The organism is Comamonas sp. 14P8.1.4 (assembly GCF_057799285.1).
In genome coordinates this window covers 789,690-803,871 of the sequence record NZ_JBYOKN010000001.1, presented here as the reverse complement: position 1 = coordinate 803,871, position 14,182 = coordinate 789,690, and the positions used below count along the sequence as shown (strand labels likewise).

At 61.4% G+C, this 14,182-nt stretch carries 12 protein-coding genes; 8 read left to right on the top strand and 4 right to left on the bottom strand.

Going from position 1 to position 14,182, the window contains the following annotated elements; genetic code table 11:
- Nucleotides 1–91: 91 nt before the first annotated feature.
- From AC27VO_RS03750 to xdhC, 3 genes are all read right to left on the bottom strand, one after another.
- Nucleotides 92–718: a Crp/Fnr family transcriptional regulator gene (locus AC27VO_RS03750; protein ID WP_488665538.1), complete on the bottom strand. Its 627-nt coding sequence runs from the start codon at nt 716–718 to the stop codon at nt 92–94.
- Nucleotides 719–915: 197 nt separating this feature from the next.
- Nucleotides 916–2,196: a urate hydroxylase PuuD gene (locus AC27VO_RS03745; RefSeq protein WP_488665345.1), complete on the bottom strand. Its 1,281-nt coding sequence runs from the start codon at nt 2,194–2,196 to the stop codon at nt 916–918.
- A 205-nt stretch (nt 2,197–2,401) separates the two neighbouring features.
- Entirely contained in the window at nt 2,402–3,226 is an 825-nt protein-coding gene (gene xdhC, locus AC27VO_RS03740) for a xanthine dehydrogenase accessory protein XdhC (RefSeq protein ID WP_488665537.1), read from the bottom strand.
- Between the two features lie 89 nt (nt 3,227–3,315).
- On the opposite strand from xdhC, the gene AC27VO_RS03735 reads away from it, so the two are divergent.
- Nucleotides 3,316–3,819 carry a hypothetical protein gene (locus AC27VO_RS03735; RefSeq protein ID WP_488665344.1) on the top strand — a complete coding sequence of 168 codons (504 nt, stop codon included), beginning with the start codon at nt 3,316–3,318 and terminating at the stop codon, nt 3,817–3,819.
- A complete protein-coding gene (locus AC27VO_RS03730) occupies nt 3,806–4,366 on the top strand; it encodes a GNAT family N-acetyltransferase (protein WP_488665343.1) in 561 nt (186 codons plus the stop codon). Before AC27VO_RS03735 ends, AC27VO_RS03730 begins: the two co-directional genes overlap by 14 nt.
- A gap of 117 nt (nt 4,367–4,483) precedes the next feature.
- Here the strand turns inward: AC27VO_RS03730 and uraH are convergent, their stop codons facing one another.
- On the bottom strand, nt 4,484–4,834 hold the full coding sequence (gene uraH / locus AC27VO_RS03725) for a hydroxyisourate hydrolase (RefSeq protein WP_488665342.1): 351 nt from the start codon (nt 4,832–4,834) through the stop codon (nt 4,484–4,486).
- A 94-nt stretch (nt 4,835–4,928) separates the two neighbouring features.
- Here uraH and AC27VO_RS03720 point away from each other — a divergent pair, with 94 nt between their 5' ends.
- The 6 genes from AC27VO_RS03720 to AC27VO_RS03695 all read left to right on the top strand — a co-directional run bounded on the left by AC27VO_RS03720 (nt 4,929) and on the right by AC27VO_RS03695 (nt 14,130).
- A complete protein-coding gene (locus AC27VO_RS03720; protein WP_488665341.1) occupies nt 4,929–5,606 on the top strand; it encodes a GntR family transcriptional regulator in 678 nt (225 codons plus the stop codon).
- A gap of 14 nt (nt 5,607–5,620) precedes the next feature.
- Entirely contained in the window at nt 5,621–6,580 is a 960-nt protein-coding gene (gene puuE / locus AC27VO_RS03715) for an allantoinase PuuE (RefSeq protein WP_488665340.1), read from the top strand.
- 77 nt (nt 6,581–6,657) lie between these two features.
- The gene (gene uraD / locus AC27VO_RS03710; RefSeq protein WP_488665339.1) at nt 6,658–8,427 is read left to right on the top strand and encodes a 2-oxo-4-hydroxy-4-carboxy-5-ureidoimidazoline decarboxylase; all 1,770 of its coding nucleotides are present in this window, start codon (nt 6,658–6,660) and stop codon (nt 8,425–8,427) included.
- 24 nt (nt 8,428–8,451) lie between these two features.
- A complete protein-coding gene (locus AC27VO_RS03705; protein WP_488665338.1) occupies nt 8,452–9,729 on the top strand; it encodes a M20 family metallopeptidase in 1,278 nt (425 codons plus the stop codon).
- Between the two features lie 409 nt (nt 9,730–10,138).
- A complete protein-coding gene (locus tag AC27VO_RS03700) occupies nt 10,139–11,626 on the top strand; it encodes a nucleobase:cation symporter-2 family protein (RefSeq protein WP_488665337.1) in 1,488 nt (495 codons plus the stop codon).
- Nucleotides 11,627–11,829: 203 nt separating this feature from the next.
- A complete protein-coding gene (locus tag AC27VO_RS03695) occupies nt 11,830–14,130 on the top strand; it encodes an NADP-dependent malic enzyme (protein ID WP_488665336.1) in 2,301 nt (766 codons plus the stop codon).
- The last annotated feature ends 52 nt before the right edge of the window (nt 14,131–14,182 follow it).

Here is a 14,182-nt window from a genome sequence, read left to right as displayed (position 1 = left end):
CACGGGTAGAACCCTTGCCAGACACGCACCGACAACCCCAAAAGGCAAGGCGGCCAGATGGCCGCCTTGTGTCTCCCCAGCTCCTCTTTTTTTATGGGATGCCGGCCACGCTTTGCAGCGCACTGGGCTGAGGCAGGTTCAAAACATTGCCGGATCCGGCAATCAGTCCGTGCTCGCGCAAATGGCGCAGCACGCGTGAAAAGGTTTCCGGTGCAATCCCCAGCTGCGCCGCAATGGTGCGTTTGCGCTGGTTCAGCGTCACCCGCATGGTGCCATTGTCGGCATGCTGGGCATGGCGCAGCAGCCACTGCGCGCAGCGTGTTTCCGCGTCTTGTGCCAGGCGGCTGACCGCCGTTTCGGTTTGCTGGCAGTAACCATGGGCCATGTCGCGCACCAGGGTGGCCACGGTGTCTGGCAGACCCGCTACGCTGTGCTGAAAGGCCACCAGCGAGATGCGGCGCAGACGTACCCGCGAATCGGTCACCATGTCGACGCCGCAGGGCTTGCCTGTCAGCGCAAACGCGGCATCCAGCCAAGCGGGGCCTTCAACCACCCCCAGCTGATGTCGCATCTGACCATCATCGCGCACACCCAGCACCACGCAGCCGCTGTCCAGGTACAGGACGGAGTCGGGGCGTGAGCCACGTTGGCGCAGCAGTTGACCGGCGGAAACCACCTCTGCTTGGGCCAATGGATCAAAGGAAGGGATGTGGAACATGGTGAAGCACTGTGCCGTAGCACCCGCCTGCCCGTTTTGAGCCATGTCAACATGTGCTGTCACAGCTTTGCGCCCGTTCAATACCGCCTGTCTGCACCGTCCGTCATATGACCACCATCAAGAAACCCGCAGTGCGCACGGGCGGACTGCGGGTTGCAGGTAATGGCGGGCCATGCCGCCCGCACAGGGGCAATGACTTACTGCAGCGGTGCGCCCGACTCAAACCACTGCTTGAACGCTGCGCGCTCCGCATCGCTCAAGGCACCAGGATTGCCAAACGGCATTTTGCGCAACTGCACCACCTGCTGGTAGATCTGCTGGGCATGGCTCTTGACGTCTTCGGGCGTATCGAACTTCACGTTCTTTTGCGCAATCGTGTTGGCGCTGTGGCAAACCACGCAGTGCTGCTGCATGATGGCATGCATTTTTTCATAGCTGCTTGCGTTGGCTGCAGCTGGGCTAGCGGCAGTTTTCTCTTCAGATTTTGCGTCCTGCCCCTGCAGCACCGACTGGCCCACCGGGGCGATCACCGCCGGATCCACCGCCACCGCAGCAGGCGGCGCGGGCTTGAGCCAGGCCATCACACCCAGCAGCACCACCACACCCACGGCTGCGTACTTCCACGGATGGGGGTTGCGACCCAGCTTGTAGCCGTGGCGCATGACAAAGAACTGGCGAATGGCCGCACCGGCGAACATCATCAAGATCAGCACCAACCAGTTTTGCGGGTGGCTGTGCAACCAGCCGTAGTGGTTGGAGAGCATGGCAAACAGCACGGGCAGCGTGAAATAGGTGTTGTGCACACTGCGCTGCTTGCCGCGCTTGCCGTGGATGGGGTCCACGGGATCGCCGGCCTTGATGGAGGCCACCATCTTCTTTTGGCCAGGGATGATCCAGAAGAACACATTCGCGCTCATCGATGTGGCCAGCATGGCGCCCATCAGTAGGAAAGCCGCTTGCCCGGGGAAGATGTGGCAGGCCAAGTACGACGCCACGCACACCAACACCAGCACCAATGCACCAACCACGCCGTCTTTCTGGCCAAAGATGCGGCAAATGCCGTCATACAGGAACCAGAACACCACCAAAAACGCCAGCGCAGCCACGATGGCCATATGGCTGGACATGATCGGATTGGCAGGGTCCACCAGATAAATCTTGGCGTTCCACAGGTACGACACCGTCAGCAGCGCAAAGCCTGAGAGCCACGTGGTGTAGCTTTCCCAATAGAACCAGTGCGTGTGTTCCGGCAGCTTGGGTGGCGCGCCGGCAAACTTGACCGGGTGGTAGAACCCGCCGCCATGCAAGGCCCACAGCTCACCGCTGACGCCTTGTTTTTTCAGATCTTGATCGACCGGCGCGGTCAGGCTGCTGTCGAGGAACACAAAGTAAAACGACGAGCCCACCCAGGCGATGGCGGTAATGACGTGGAGCCACCGCAACAGCAGGTTGGCCCAGTCGAGGATATAGCTTTCCATAGCACTCAACTCCGGTAGCGCTTGGGCTACCAAGGATCAAACCTGCTCACCACTGCGGGCGCTCTGAGCAGAAGAAGGGGTCGCGCACCTGGGTTGTCAAAACCGTCCTGGGCACCGCTGCGACCTGTCTTTCACCAAAGTGTATGCAATTTTTGTCGCCAAACACGCAAAAACTGCCCCACCCTAGGACAACTACCAACAGCAGTCAGTCCGATGAAAGCCGATGGGCACGTTGCTGCAATAACTGTGCCGCGACGGCCACGGCAATGGTTTCGGGTTCTTTTCCAGGCACGCCAGGAATGCCAATCGGGCAGGTGATGTGGGCCACTTCCTGCGGACTAAAGCCACGCTCGGCCAGGCGCTTTTGAAATACGGCCCACTTGGTGGCACTGCCAATCAGCCCCACAAACGGCAGGTCGCCGCACTCACGCTGGCGGCGCAGGCAGGCACAGACAATGTCCAGATCCTCAGCGTGGCTGAAGCTCATCACCAGCACCAGCGACTGACTGGGCAAGTCGCGCACCGCGTCGTGCACCGGCTCGGAATGCTCGCAGTGCACACCGGGCATCGTTTCGACAGGGAACACGGCATCGCGGCTGTCCACCCAGTGCACGGCAAAAGGCAGCGGCTGCAGCATGCGCACCAGCGCGTGACCGACGTGGCCCGCACCAAACAGCGCCACCGGGGTGGGCTGGGGGCGCAAATGGGCGATGGCCTCGCCCCCCTGCGCAGGCGTCACCATGGACAGCCGAAGGTCCACCGCGCCGCCGCAGCATTGCCCCAGCGATGGCCCCAGCGCCAACCGCACGGCGCGCGGCGCGCCCTCCCCGCCTTGCTGCAGCCACTGGCGCGCCAGCCGGGTGGCCTCCCACTCCAAGTGGCCACCGCCAATGGTGCCAACTTGGCGCTCAGGCAGCACCGCCATCCACGCACCCGCACTCCGCGGGGCCGAGCCCTGCACCGCCATCACTTCCACCAGGCACACAGAGCCATGCGCCTGTGCAGCCTGCAAACATTCCCAATCACTCACCCCAAACCCTTTCAATGCGGACACAGACTGTTGCAAGCACAAGCCTTGCCACTTTGGCGCAAGCCCTGAGATCAGGATAAGCTTGAACCATGACTGACAAGACCGCATCCCGATCTTCCCCCGATTCCAAGCGCCACTGGCTTTGGGGCGGGGCGGCCGCTGCGGTGGCTGCCCTGCTGGCGGCCTGTGGCATCAGCCCGTCACGCCCCAGTGGCAGCACGGCGGGCGATGGCCCCAGCGGCGCCTCACGGGCCAACAATGCCCGGGCTTACCGCCAGGATGCCGCACGGCATCTGTACGCGCGCAATGCCAACCGCATCTACCAAGGCACGCTGCCCCCCTTGCTGTATGCCGTGGGCACACTGGAAGTTAATCTGGGCCGCAAGGGCGAGGTGCGCAGCTTCAACTGGCTGCGCAAACCCAGCCATGCACCAGAAGTGGTCAGAGAAATTGAGCGCACGGTGCGCGCAGCAGCACCCTTTCCGCTCGCCAGCCAGCTGGGCTACGTGACCTATACCGACACCTGGCTGTGGGACAAATCAGGCAAATTCCAGCTCGACACCCTGACCGAAGGCCAGCGTGACCACAGCTGAGGCGGGGCTAGACACCACCCCCACCTTCACCCTGCGCAAGCTGCAGGCGACCGATGCCGCCGCTTTTCACACGCTGCGCATGCAGGCGCTGCAGACGCACCCGCAAGCATTTGCTACCTCGGCCGAAGAACAAGCCGCGCTGCCCCTGGAAACCCAGGCGCAGCGCCTGCAACCCAGCGCCACCGCATGGGTGTTGGGTGCTTGGGTCAACGGACAGCTGGTGGGCACCATCGGCCTGCAACGCCGCAGCCCCACCAAGCTGGCGCACAAAGCCGACCTCTGGGGCGTGTATGTGCACCCGGCCCAGCGTGGCCTAGGTATCGCCCAGGCCCTGCTGACCACCACGGTGCAGCACGCACGCACCATGCTGGGGCTGCAGCAACTGCAACTGGGCGTGGCCAGCCACAACCACGCCGCGATTGCGCTGTACCAGCGCGCCGGATTTGTGCGCTTTGCGGTCGAGCCGCGCTGCCTGTGCGTCGACGGTGTGTGCTACGACGAAGACTGGATGCTGCTGACGCTGACGGCGCCACACACCACGCCCTGAACCCCAAAAAAGAGAGCTAGCAGCGCTTGATAGCGCTTGGTTTTGAAGCAAAAACCCTTCGAACCCAAGCCAGCACGCGCGCTATGCGCTCTCTTTTTTTAGATTGCGCTGAATCGCTCAGGAACCACGGTACGTCGAATAACTCCACGGGCTGACCAGCAGCGGCACGTGGTAGTGCTGGTCGGTATGGGCCACGCCAAAGTCCAGGCTCACCACATTCAGGAAGTTAGGCTCGGGAAGTTGCACGCCTTTTGCTTGGAAGTACGCTGCAACATCAAACGACAAGCGGTAGGTTCCCACTTTGAGGCTGTTGTTGTCAAAAAGTGGGGCATCGGTGCGGCCATCGTGGTTCAAGGTCAGATCTTTGACCAGGGTGACCTGCTCGCCCTTCACCGCAAACAATTTCACCTTCATGCCGGCTGCAGGGCAGCCATGCATGGTGTCCAGAACGTGGGTACTCAAGCCCATGGGGTAACTCCTTAATTTGCTGCAGCTGCCTTGCAACTGCTTGTTCACCAAAAGTGTATACAATTTTTGCTCAAACGCATCTATGATGATCCCTATGGAAACATCCTCTACCAGCGCCATTGCCGACGCCCTGACCCGCGCCATCGTCGAGCACAAGCTGCTGCCCGGCACCAAACTGGCGGAGCAAAAGCTGGCCGACCACTTTGGCGTCTCGCGCACCCTGGTCAGGCAAGCTTTGTTCCAGCTTTCGCAAAACCGGCTGGTCACCCTGGCTCCCGCACGCGGTGCCTTCGTCGCCACCCCTTCGGTGGACGAGGCCAAGCAGGTCTTTGCCGTGCGCCGCATGCTGGAGACCGAAATGACCCGCGCCTTTGTGCGCCAGATCACACCCAAGCAGATCAAAAGCCTGAAAAACCACATCGCCTCTGAAAAGAAGGCCATGGACCGCAACGACGTGGGCCAGCGCACCGAGCTGCTGGGTGACTTTCACGTGGTCATGGCCGAGTTGATGGACAACACCGTGCTGGCCCAACTGCTGGGCGATTTGATCTCGCGCTGCGCGCTCATCACGCTGATGTACCAGAGCACCAGCGCCGCCGAACACTCGCACGAAGAACACGAAGCCATTGTGGCCGCACTGGCCAGCAAAGACGAAGACGCCGCCGTGCGCCTGATGCAAGACCACCTGCAACACGTGGAAGAAGGTCTGACCTTTGACCGCGACATGCCCACCAACGATCTGTCGATGGCGCTGTCCAGCGTCGCCTTGTGAAAAGTGCCCGCACCATGACCTACAACGCCTGCGCCCCCTACCCCCGTGACCTGATTGGCTACGGCCGCCATACACCCCACCCGCAGTGGCCCGGCCAGGCCCGCGTGGCGGTGCAGTTTGTGCTGAACTACGAAGAAGGCGGCGAAAACTGCGTGCTGCATGGCGATGCCGCCAGCGAGCAGTTTCTGTCTGAAATGTTCAACCCGGCCGCCTACCCTGAGCGCCACATGAGCATGGAAGGCATTTACGAATACGGCAGCCGCGCAGGCGTGTGGCGCATCCTGCGCGAGTTTGAAAAACGCGGCCTGCCACTGACCGTGTTTGGCGTGGCCACCGCGCTGCAAAAGCACCGCGAAGTGGCCCAAGCCTTTGCCGAACTGGGCCACGAAGTGGCCTGCCACGGCCTCAAATGGATTCACTACCAGGGCATCCCCGCCGAAGTCGAGCGCGCGCACATGGCGCAGTGCATGGAGATTTTTGGCGAGCTGTATGGCCACGACGGTGACCACGGCCTGGGTTGGTACACCGGGCGCGACAGCCCCAACACCCACCGCATCGTGGCCGATGATGGCCGCTTTGCGTATGACTGCGACTACTACGGTGACGACCTGCCGTTCTGGATGACCGTGGCCAAAACCGACGGCAGCCAGCACCAGCAACTGATCGTGCCCTACACGCTGGACTGCAACGACATGCGCTTTGCCCTGCCCCAGGGCTACTCGCACGCCGACCCGTTCTTCCAGTACCTGAAAGACACGTTCGATGCGCTGTACGCCGAAGGTGCTGCCGATGGCGACAACGCGCCCAAGATGATGAGCATTGGCATGCACTGCCGCCTGCTGGGCCGCCCCGGTCGCATCACCGCATTGCAGCGTTTTTTGGACCACATCCAGCAGCACGACAAGGTCTGGGTGGCACGCCGCATTGACATTGCACGCCACTGGGCACAGCGCTTTCCCGCGCCAGCACTGTGATCAAAAATTTAAGCCAAATCAGCCTCTAAGGCTTATCCAGACTGCGCAAGCAGCTCTTGTTTTAGATAGGACACCCCATGGCCCTGACCTTGGAACAACTCAACGCTGCCGACACCGCCGCGGCCGTGCAGCTGCTCGATGGCCTGTACGAGCATTCCCCCTGGATTGCCGAGGCCGCCATGGCACAGCGCCCATTCAAGTCGCTGGCGCACCTGAAACACGCCATGGTGCAGGTGCTAGAAAAAGCCGGGGTGCAGCCACAGCTCGATTTAATCCGCGCCCACCCGGAGCTGGCAGGCAAGGCCATGGTGGCCAATACCTTGACGGCCGAATCGACCAACGAGCAAAACAAGGCCGGGCTGACCGCCTGCACGCCCGCAGAGTTTGCGCAGATCCATCAGCTCAACGCAGACTACAACGCACGCTTTGGCTTTCCGTTCATCCTCGCCGTGCGCGGCCCGCGCGGTACCGGTTTGGGCAAGCAGGAAATCATTACCACCTTTGCGCGGCGCCTGTCCAACCACCCGAACTTTGAGCGCGCAGAGGCCGTGCGCAACATCCACCGCATTGCGGAAATTCGCCTCAACGACAAGTTTGGCTACGAGCCCACGCTGGGCAACGAGGTGTGGGACTGGCAGGAAAAGCTGGCCCAGCACAGCGAACCGGGCTATGCCGAAAAAGGCCAGCTCACCGTCACTTACCTGACCGATGCCCACCGCGCCTGCGCCCAGCGCATCAGCCACTGGATGCGTGACTGCGGCTTTGATGAGGTAGAGATTGACGCCGTGGGCAATGTGGTGGGCCGCTACAAACCCGCCAATACGGATGGCAAATACCTTTTAACCGGCAGCCACTACGACACCGTGCGCAACGGTGGCAAGTACGACGGCCGCCTGGGCATTTTTGTGCCCATGGCCTGCGTGCGCGAGTTGCACCGCCAAGGCAAACGCCTACCGTTTGGCATTGAGGTGGTGGGCTTTGCCGAAGAAGAAGGCCAGCGCTACAAGGCCACCTTCCTTGGCTCCGGCGCTTTGATTGGCGACTTCAAGCCCGAATGGCTGGAGCAAAAAGACGCCGATGGCATCACCATGCGTGAGGCCATGCAGCACGCCGGTCTGTGCATTGACGACATCCCCAAAATCCAGCGCGATGCCGCGCAGTATCTGGGCTTTATCGAGGTACATATCGAGCAAGGCCCGGTGCTCAATGAATTCGACATTCCGCTGGGCGTGGTCACCTCCATCAACGGTGGTGTGCGCTATGTGTGCAACATGGTGGGCACGGCCAGCCATGCCGGCACCACCCCCATGAACCGCCGCCGCGACGCTGCCTTGGGCGTGGCCGAACTGGCGCTGTACATGGAAGCACGCGCCCTGAAAGATGGCGACAGCGTGGCCACCATTGGCATGCTGCAAGTGCCCAACGGCTCCATCAACGTGGTGCCCGGCCAATGCAGCTTCAGCATGGACATGCGTGCCCCGACCGACCCGCAGCGCGATGCCATGGTGGCCGATGTGCTGGCCAAGCTCGATGAAATTGCCCAGCGCCGTGGCCTGCAGTACAAGACCGAGCTGGCCATGAAGGCCGCCGCGGCACCCAGCGCACCAGCCCTGCAAACTCTGTGGGAAAACGCAGTGCAAGCACTGGGTGTACCCCTGCTGCGCATGCCCAGCGGCGCTGGCCACGACGCCATGAAGCTGCACGAAATCATGCCCCAAGCCATGCTGTTTACGCGCGGCTTGAACAGTGGCATCAGCCACAACCCGCTGGAGTCCACCACCAGCGACGACATGCAACTGGCCGTGGACGCTTTCAGCCATGTGCTGCAGCAACTGGCCGCCGAATAAAAAATCACCGATAGAGACAACGCAATGACCCTAAACCGCCAAGCCACCTACGCCGCGCTGGATGCGTGGATCGACGCGCACTTCGATGAGCAAGTGCAGTTTTTGCAAGCACTGGTGCAAGTGCCCACCGACACCCCGCCCGGCAACAACGCGCCGCACGCCGAGCGCACCGCCGATTTGATTGCCGAATTTGGCTTTGATGCCGAAAAGCACGTGGTGCCACCGCAAGAAGTCAAAGACTACGGCATGGAGTCAATCACCAACCTGATCGTGCGCCGCCCTTACGGCACACCGGGTGACGGTGGCAAGACCATTGCCCTGAACGCCCACGGCGACGTGGTGCCGCCCGGTGAAGGCTGGAGCAAAGACCCGTACGGCGCCACCATTGAAGACGGCAAGATGTACGGCCGCGCCACCGCCGTAAGCAAGAGCGACTTTTCCACCTTCACCTTCGCCGTGCGCGCGCTGGAAGCCGTGGTCAAGCCCACCAAGGGCGCAGTGGAGTTGCACTTCACCTACGACGAAGAGTTTGGTGGCGAACTGGGCCCCGGCTGGTTGCTCAAAAAAGGCTTGACCCAACCCGACTTGATGGTGGCCGCTGGCTTTAGCTACGAAGTGGTGACCGCACACAACGGCTGCCTGCAAATGGAAGTGACCGTGCACGGCAAGATGGCCCACGCGGCGGTGCCCCACACCGGTGTGGATGCGCTGCAAGCTGCCGTTGCCATCATGAACAGCCTGTATGCCGAGAACGTGAAGTACCAGCAAGTGACTTCCAAGGTCACCGGCATCAAGCACCCGTATCTGAACATCGGCCGCATCGAAGGCGGCACCAACACCAATGTGATCCCCGGCAAAGTGGTGCTCAAGCTCGACCGCCGCATGATCCCCGAAGAAAACCCCGTGGAAGTGGAAGCTAGCATCCGTGCCGTGATTGCCCAAGCCACTGCCGACTTCAACACCCAGCGCGGCTACCAGGGCGAGGACGCCGTGCGCGTTGACATCAAACGCCTGCTGCTGGCCAACGCCATGACACCACTGGCCGGGAACAAGCCTTTGGTGGATGCCATCCAGACCCACGGTGAAGCCGTGTTTGGCGAAAAACCCCCTGCCGTCGGCACCCCTCTGTACACCGATGTACGCCTGTACGTGGAGCGCGGCATTCCCGGTGTGATCTACGGTGCCGGCCCCCGCACCGTGCTGGAAAGCCATGCCAAGCGCGCGGACGAGCGCCTGGCGCTGGAAGACCTGCGCCGAGCAACCAAGGTGGTGGCGCGCAGCTTGGTGGACTGGCTGGCTTAAACACCAATTCAACTGTAAAAAGCCGCGCTCTGCACACCGCAGAGTGCGGCTTTTTACATGCCCGATCCACAACACGCAGATACGGCACAGACCGCTTTGACACCACAGCATCCACCCACTCAACCCAATCGCATATAGGCGTATTTTTTGCTTGTGCTATGGGTGACCGCTTCTGCAAAACCGCTTTGCCATTTCACAGTGCAAAAAGTTTTTTTGCTTGGCAAAAAGCAAAACACTGCACTTTCCCCCATAGCCCCCATCAGGGGGCAAATACCTAGGAAATTGCCTGCATTCAGGGGAATTTCAGGAGTGGTTTTGCACATTATTTTGTATACACTTTTTGTATGGATAGCTGTGCGCAAAGCACTGAATGCCCTAGCCCCACATACCAAGCTTTCAAGGAAGACCCATGCCAACACCTGTGCATCCTGTCGATGAAAAACTGCCTTTGGGTCGTGTCACCGCGCTGGGTTTACAACACGTACTTGTGATGTATGCCGGCGCCGTGGCCGTGCCGCTGATCGTGGGTCGTGCATTGAATCTGCCACCCGAGCAAGTCGCCATGCTGATCTCTGCGGACTTGTTTGTCTGCGGCTTGGTCACACTGATCCAGGCCATGGGCTGCACGCAGTGGTTTGGCATCAAGCTGCCCGTCATGATGGGTGTCACCTTTGCAGCCGTGGGCCCCATGGTGTCCATGGCGCAGAGCACCGGCGGTCACGCAGGAGCGGGGCTGATTTTCGGTGCAGTGATTGGCTCGGGGATCATCTCTATCTTGATTGCGCCCATCGTCAGCCGCTTGCTGCGTTTTTTCCCGCCGGTTGTCACGGGCACCATCATCACGGTGATCGGCATCAGCCTGATGCGCGTGGGCATCAACTGGATTTTCGGCAACCCGGTAGGCCCCACCGCCCCCTCCGTGCCCAACCCTGAACACCTGAAATGGCTGACCGAAGCCCAGGCCATGGCTGGCGCTCCGGGCACCTCCTTGCCTCCCGTGCCCAAAGGCTTCGCTGTTGTGCCGACCTTGCCCAACCCCAAGTACGCAGATCTGACGGGCGTCGGCATCTCCGGCATCGTGCTGCTGACCATCTTGCTGGTCGCGCGCTTTGGCAAAGGCTTTATGGCCAACATCTCCGTGCTGCTGGGCATTGTGGTGGGGGGCCTGATCACCGCCGCCATGGGGCTGATGGACTTTCACAAAGTGGCGCAGGCCCAGTGGTTCAACTTGGTGCTGCCGTTTGAGATTGCCTACCCCGTGTTTGACCCCATCCTGATCCTGACCATGACCCTGGTCATGGTCGTGGTGATGATTGAGTCCACCGGCATGTTCCTCGCACTGTCCGACATGACCAACAAGCCCATCAGCCAGACAGAGCTGACCCGCGGCCTGCGCACTGATGGCCTGGGCACCCTGCTGGGCGGCCTGTTCAACACCTTCCCCTACACCAGCTTCTCGCAAAACGTGGGCCTGGTCGCCGTGACGGGTGTCAAGAGCCGCTGGGTGTGTGTCGCCGGGGGCGCCATTCTGATTTTGCTGGGCCTGCTGCCCAAGATGGCCATGCTGATTGAGTCATTGCCCACCGTTGTGCTCGGCGGTGCGGGCCTGGTCATGTTTGGCATGGTGGCCGCCACAGGTATTCGCATCCTGTCGACCGTGGACTTCAAGGACAACCGCAACAACGCCATGATTGTGGCCGTGTCGATTGGCGTGGGCATGATCCCGCTGGTGGCACCGAACTTCCGCCAGTGGATGCCCCACAGCATTCACCCGCTCATCGAATCCGGTATCCTTTTGGCCTCGATCGCTGCGGTGCTATTGAATATGTTCTTCAATGGCGCCCGCGCTGATACCCAAGCTGCGATCCATGCTGCACGCCAGGCCGACGCACACTAAGCCCCGTCCGCCCGCCCGTGGCCCGCACACCCGCGGGCCTCAAGAAGCCCCTGCCCACATGCGCAGGGGTTTTGCGCCTTTGGCTACGCTTATATTGCAGCGCACAAACCGCTGATCTATGGAACAGGCCCTACCTAGGGTAAGCTCTAGGCCGACAATCCTGATGCCGGATTAGACGAATTTAGAAGACTACCGCCGTTGTTATGACACAAACTCTGTCCACCGCTGAACAAGCCCTGCGCGAAGCTGCGCGTGAATACCATGCCAGCCCCAACAAGGGCAAGATTTCGGTCACTCCGACCAAGCCGCTGTCCAACCAGCGTGATCTGTCGCTGGCATATTCGCCCGGCGTGGCTTACCCCTGCCTGGATATCGAAGCCGATCCTTCCAAGGCTGCCGAGTACACATCGCGCGGCAACCTGGTGGGCGTGATCACCAACGGCACCGCCGTGCTGGGTCTGGGTGACATTGGTCCACTGGCTTCCAAGCCTGTCATGGAAGGCAAGGGTTGCCTGTTCAAGAAGTTTGCCGGTGTGGACGTGTTCGACATCGAGCTGGCTGAGCGCGATCCCGACAAGCTGATCGACATCATCGCGTCGCTGGAGCCCACGCTGGGCGGCATCAATCTGGAAGACATCAAGGCGCCTGAGTGCTTCTATATTGAGCAAGAACTCTCCAAGCGCATGAACATTCCGGTGTTCCACGACGACCAGCACGGCACTGCCATCATCTCCAGCGCTGCACTGTTGAACGGTCTGGAACTGGTCAACAAGAAGATTGAAGACGTGAAGGTGGCCGTCTCCGGCGCGGGCGCTGCGGCGATTGCCTGCGTGAACGTGATGGTGGGCTTGGGCGTGCAGCGCAAGAACGTCTTCATGTGCGACTCCAAGGGCGTGATCTACAACGGTCGCCCCGGTGGTTTTGATGCCTCCAAGGCCGTCTACGCCCAAGACACCGATCTGCGCACCCTGGGTGATGCCGTGAACGGCGCCGACGTGTTCCTGGGCTGCTCGGCCGCCGGTACGTTGACTGCCGACATGGTCAAGACCATGGCTGCCAACCCCATCATCCTGGCGCTGGCCAACCCTGAGCCTGAAATTCGCCCTGAGCTGGCCAAGGCCGTGCGTCCTGACTGCATCATCGCCACCGGCCGTTCGGACTACCCGAACCAGGTGAACAACGTGCTGTGCTTCCCCTACATCTTCCGTGGCGCGCTCGATTGCGGCGCCACCAAGATCACGGAAAGCATGAAGCTCGCTTGCGTGCGCGAAATCGCTGCGCTGGCCAAGCAAGACGTGTCCGACGAAGTGGCCGCCGCCTACCAAGGCAAGGAGCTGAAGTTCGGCCCCGACTACCTGATCCCCACACCGTTCGACACGCGCCTGATTCTGCGCATTGCACCCGCTGTGGCCAAGGCCGCCGCCGAATCGGGTGTGGCCACCCGCCCCATAGAAGACATCGAGGCGTACCGCGAAAGCCTGTCGCGCTTTGTCTATCAGACCAGCATGTTCATGCGCCCTGTGTTCGCTGCCGCCAAGGCCGACCTGCAGCGCGTGGCTTACGCCGAAGGTGAAGACGAGCGCGTGCTGCGTGCCGTGCAAGTGGTGGTGGAAGAAGGACTGGCCAAGCCCATCCTGATTGGCCGCCCTGCCGTGATTGCGACCCGCATCGACAAAGCCGGCCTGCGCCTGCAGCCCGGTGTGGATGTGGAAATCTGCAACCCCGAAGACGACCCACGCTTCCGCCAATACTGGGAGGCCTACCACCGCCTCATGGGCCGTGACGGCATCACGCCAGAAAACGCCAAGGCTGCGGTGCGCCGCTCCAACACCATCATCGCTGCGCTGATGGTGCACCTGGGCGATGCCGATGCCATGCTGTCGGGTCTGGTCGGTCGCTTTGACCGCCATCTGGCGCACATTGAAGAAGTGCTGGGCAAGCAAGCAGGTGTGGAGCAGCTGGCCACGGTCAATGCCGTGATCCTGGAAGGCCGCACTCTGTTCATCGCGGATACCTACATCAACGAAGACCCCACCGCCCAAGAGCTGGCACAGATTGCCAAGATGGCCGCTGACGAAGTGGCCCGCTTTGGTCTGCCCCCCAAGGTGGCCTTCCTGTCGCACTCCAACTACGGCTCGTCCACCCGCAAGTCGGCACTGAAGATGCGCGAAGCCCACAAGCTGTTTGCTGCCGCCAACCCCAGCATTGAGTGCGATGGCGAAATGCACGGTGATGCCGCTTTGGACGAATCCGTGCGCAACCGCACCTTGCTGGACACCACCCTGACCGGTGAAGCCAATGTGCTGATCTGCCCGAACCTGGATGCGGCGAACATTCTGTTCAACGTCCTCAAGACCACCGCAGCCCACGGCACCACGATTGGCCCGATCCTGATGGGTGCCAACGCCAGCGCACATGTGCTGACGCCTTCGTCCACCGTGCGTCGTCTGGTGAATATGACGGCCCTGTCGGCTGCACAAGCCCAGGCGCGCAAGGCGGTCTAAGCGCCCCAGCAGCCCCGACGAGCTGCTTGCCACATCAAGCCCCTGGCCTTGC

What these genes read in the sequence shown, in the direction of transcription:
- AC27VO_RS03705 (WP_488665338.1), top strand. Translation starts at nt 8,452, where the DNA reads ATGACCCTAAACCGCCAAGCCACCTACGCCGCGCTGGATGCGTGGATC.
- AC27VO_RS03735 (WP_488665344.1), top strand. Translation starts at nt 3,316, where the DNA reads ATGACTGACAAGACCGCATCCCGATCTTCCCCCGATTCCAAGCGCCAC.
- AC27VO_RS03700 (WP_488665337.1), top strand. Translation starts at nt 10,139, where the DNA reads ATGCCAACACCTGTGCATCCTGTCGATGAAAAACTGCCTTTGGGTCGT.
- AC27VO_RS03720 (WP_488665341.1), top strand. Translation starts at nt 4,929, where the DNA reads ATGGAAACATCCTCTACCAGCGCCATTGCCGACGCCCTGACCCGCGCC.
- uraD (WP_488665339.1), top strand. Translation starts at nt 6,658, where the DNA reads ATGGCCCTGACCTTGGAACAACTCAACGCTGCCGACACCGCCGCGGCC.
- AC27VO_RS03750 (WP_488665538.1), bottom strand. Translation starts at nt 718, where the DNA reads ATGTTCCACATCCCTTCCTTTGATCCATTGGCCCAAGCAGAGGTGGTT.
- AC27VO_RS03695 (WP_488665336.1), top strand. Translation starts at nt 11,830, where the DNA reads ATGACACAAACTCTGTCCACCGCTGAACAAGCCCTGCGCGAAGCTGCG.
- uraH (WP_488665342.1), bottom strand. Translation starts at nt 4,834, where the DNA reads ATGGGCTTGAGTACCCACGTTCTGGACACCATGCATGGCTGCCCTGCA.
- AC27VO_RS03745 (WP_488665345.1), bottom strand. Translation starts at nt 2,196, where the DNA reads ATGGAAAGCTATATCCTCGACTGGGCCAACCTGCTGTTGCGGTGGCTC.
- puuE (WP_488665340.1), top strand. Translation starts at nt 5,621, where the DNA reads ATGACCTACAACGCCTGCGCCCCCTACCCCCGTGACCTGATTGGCTAC.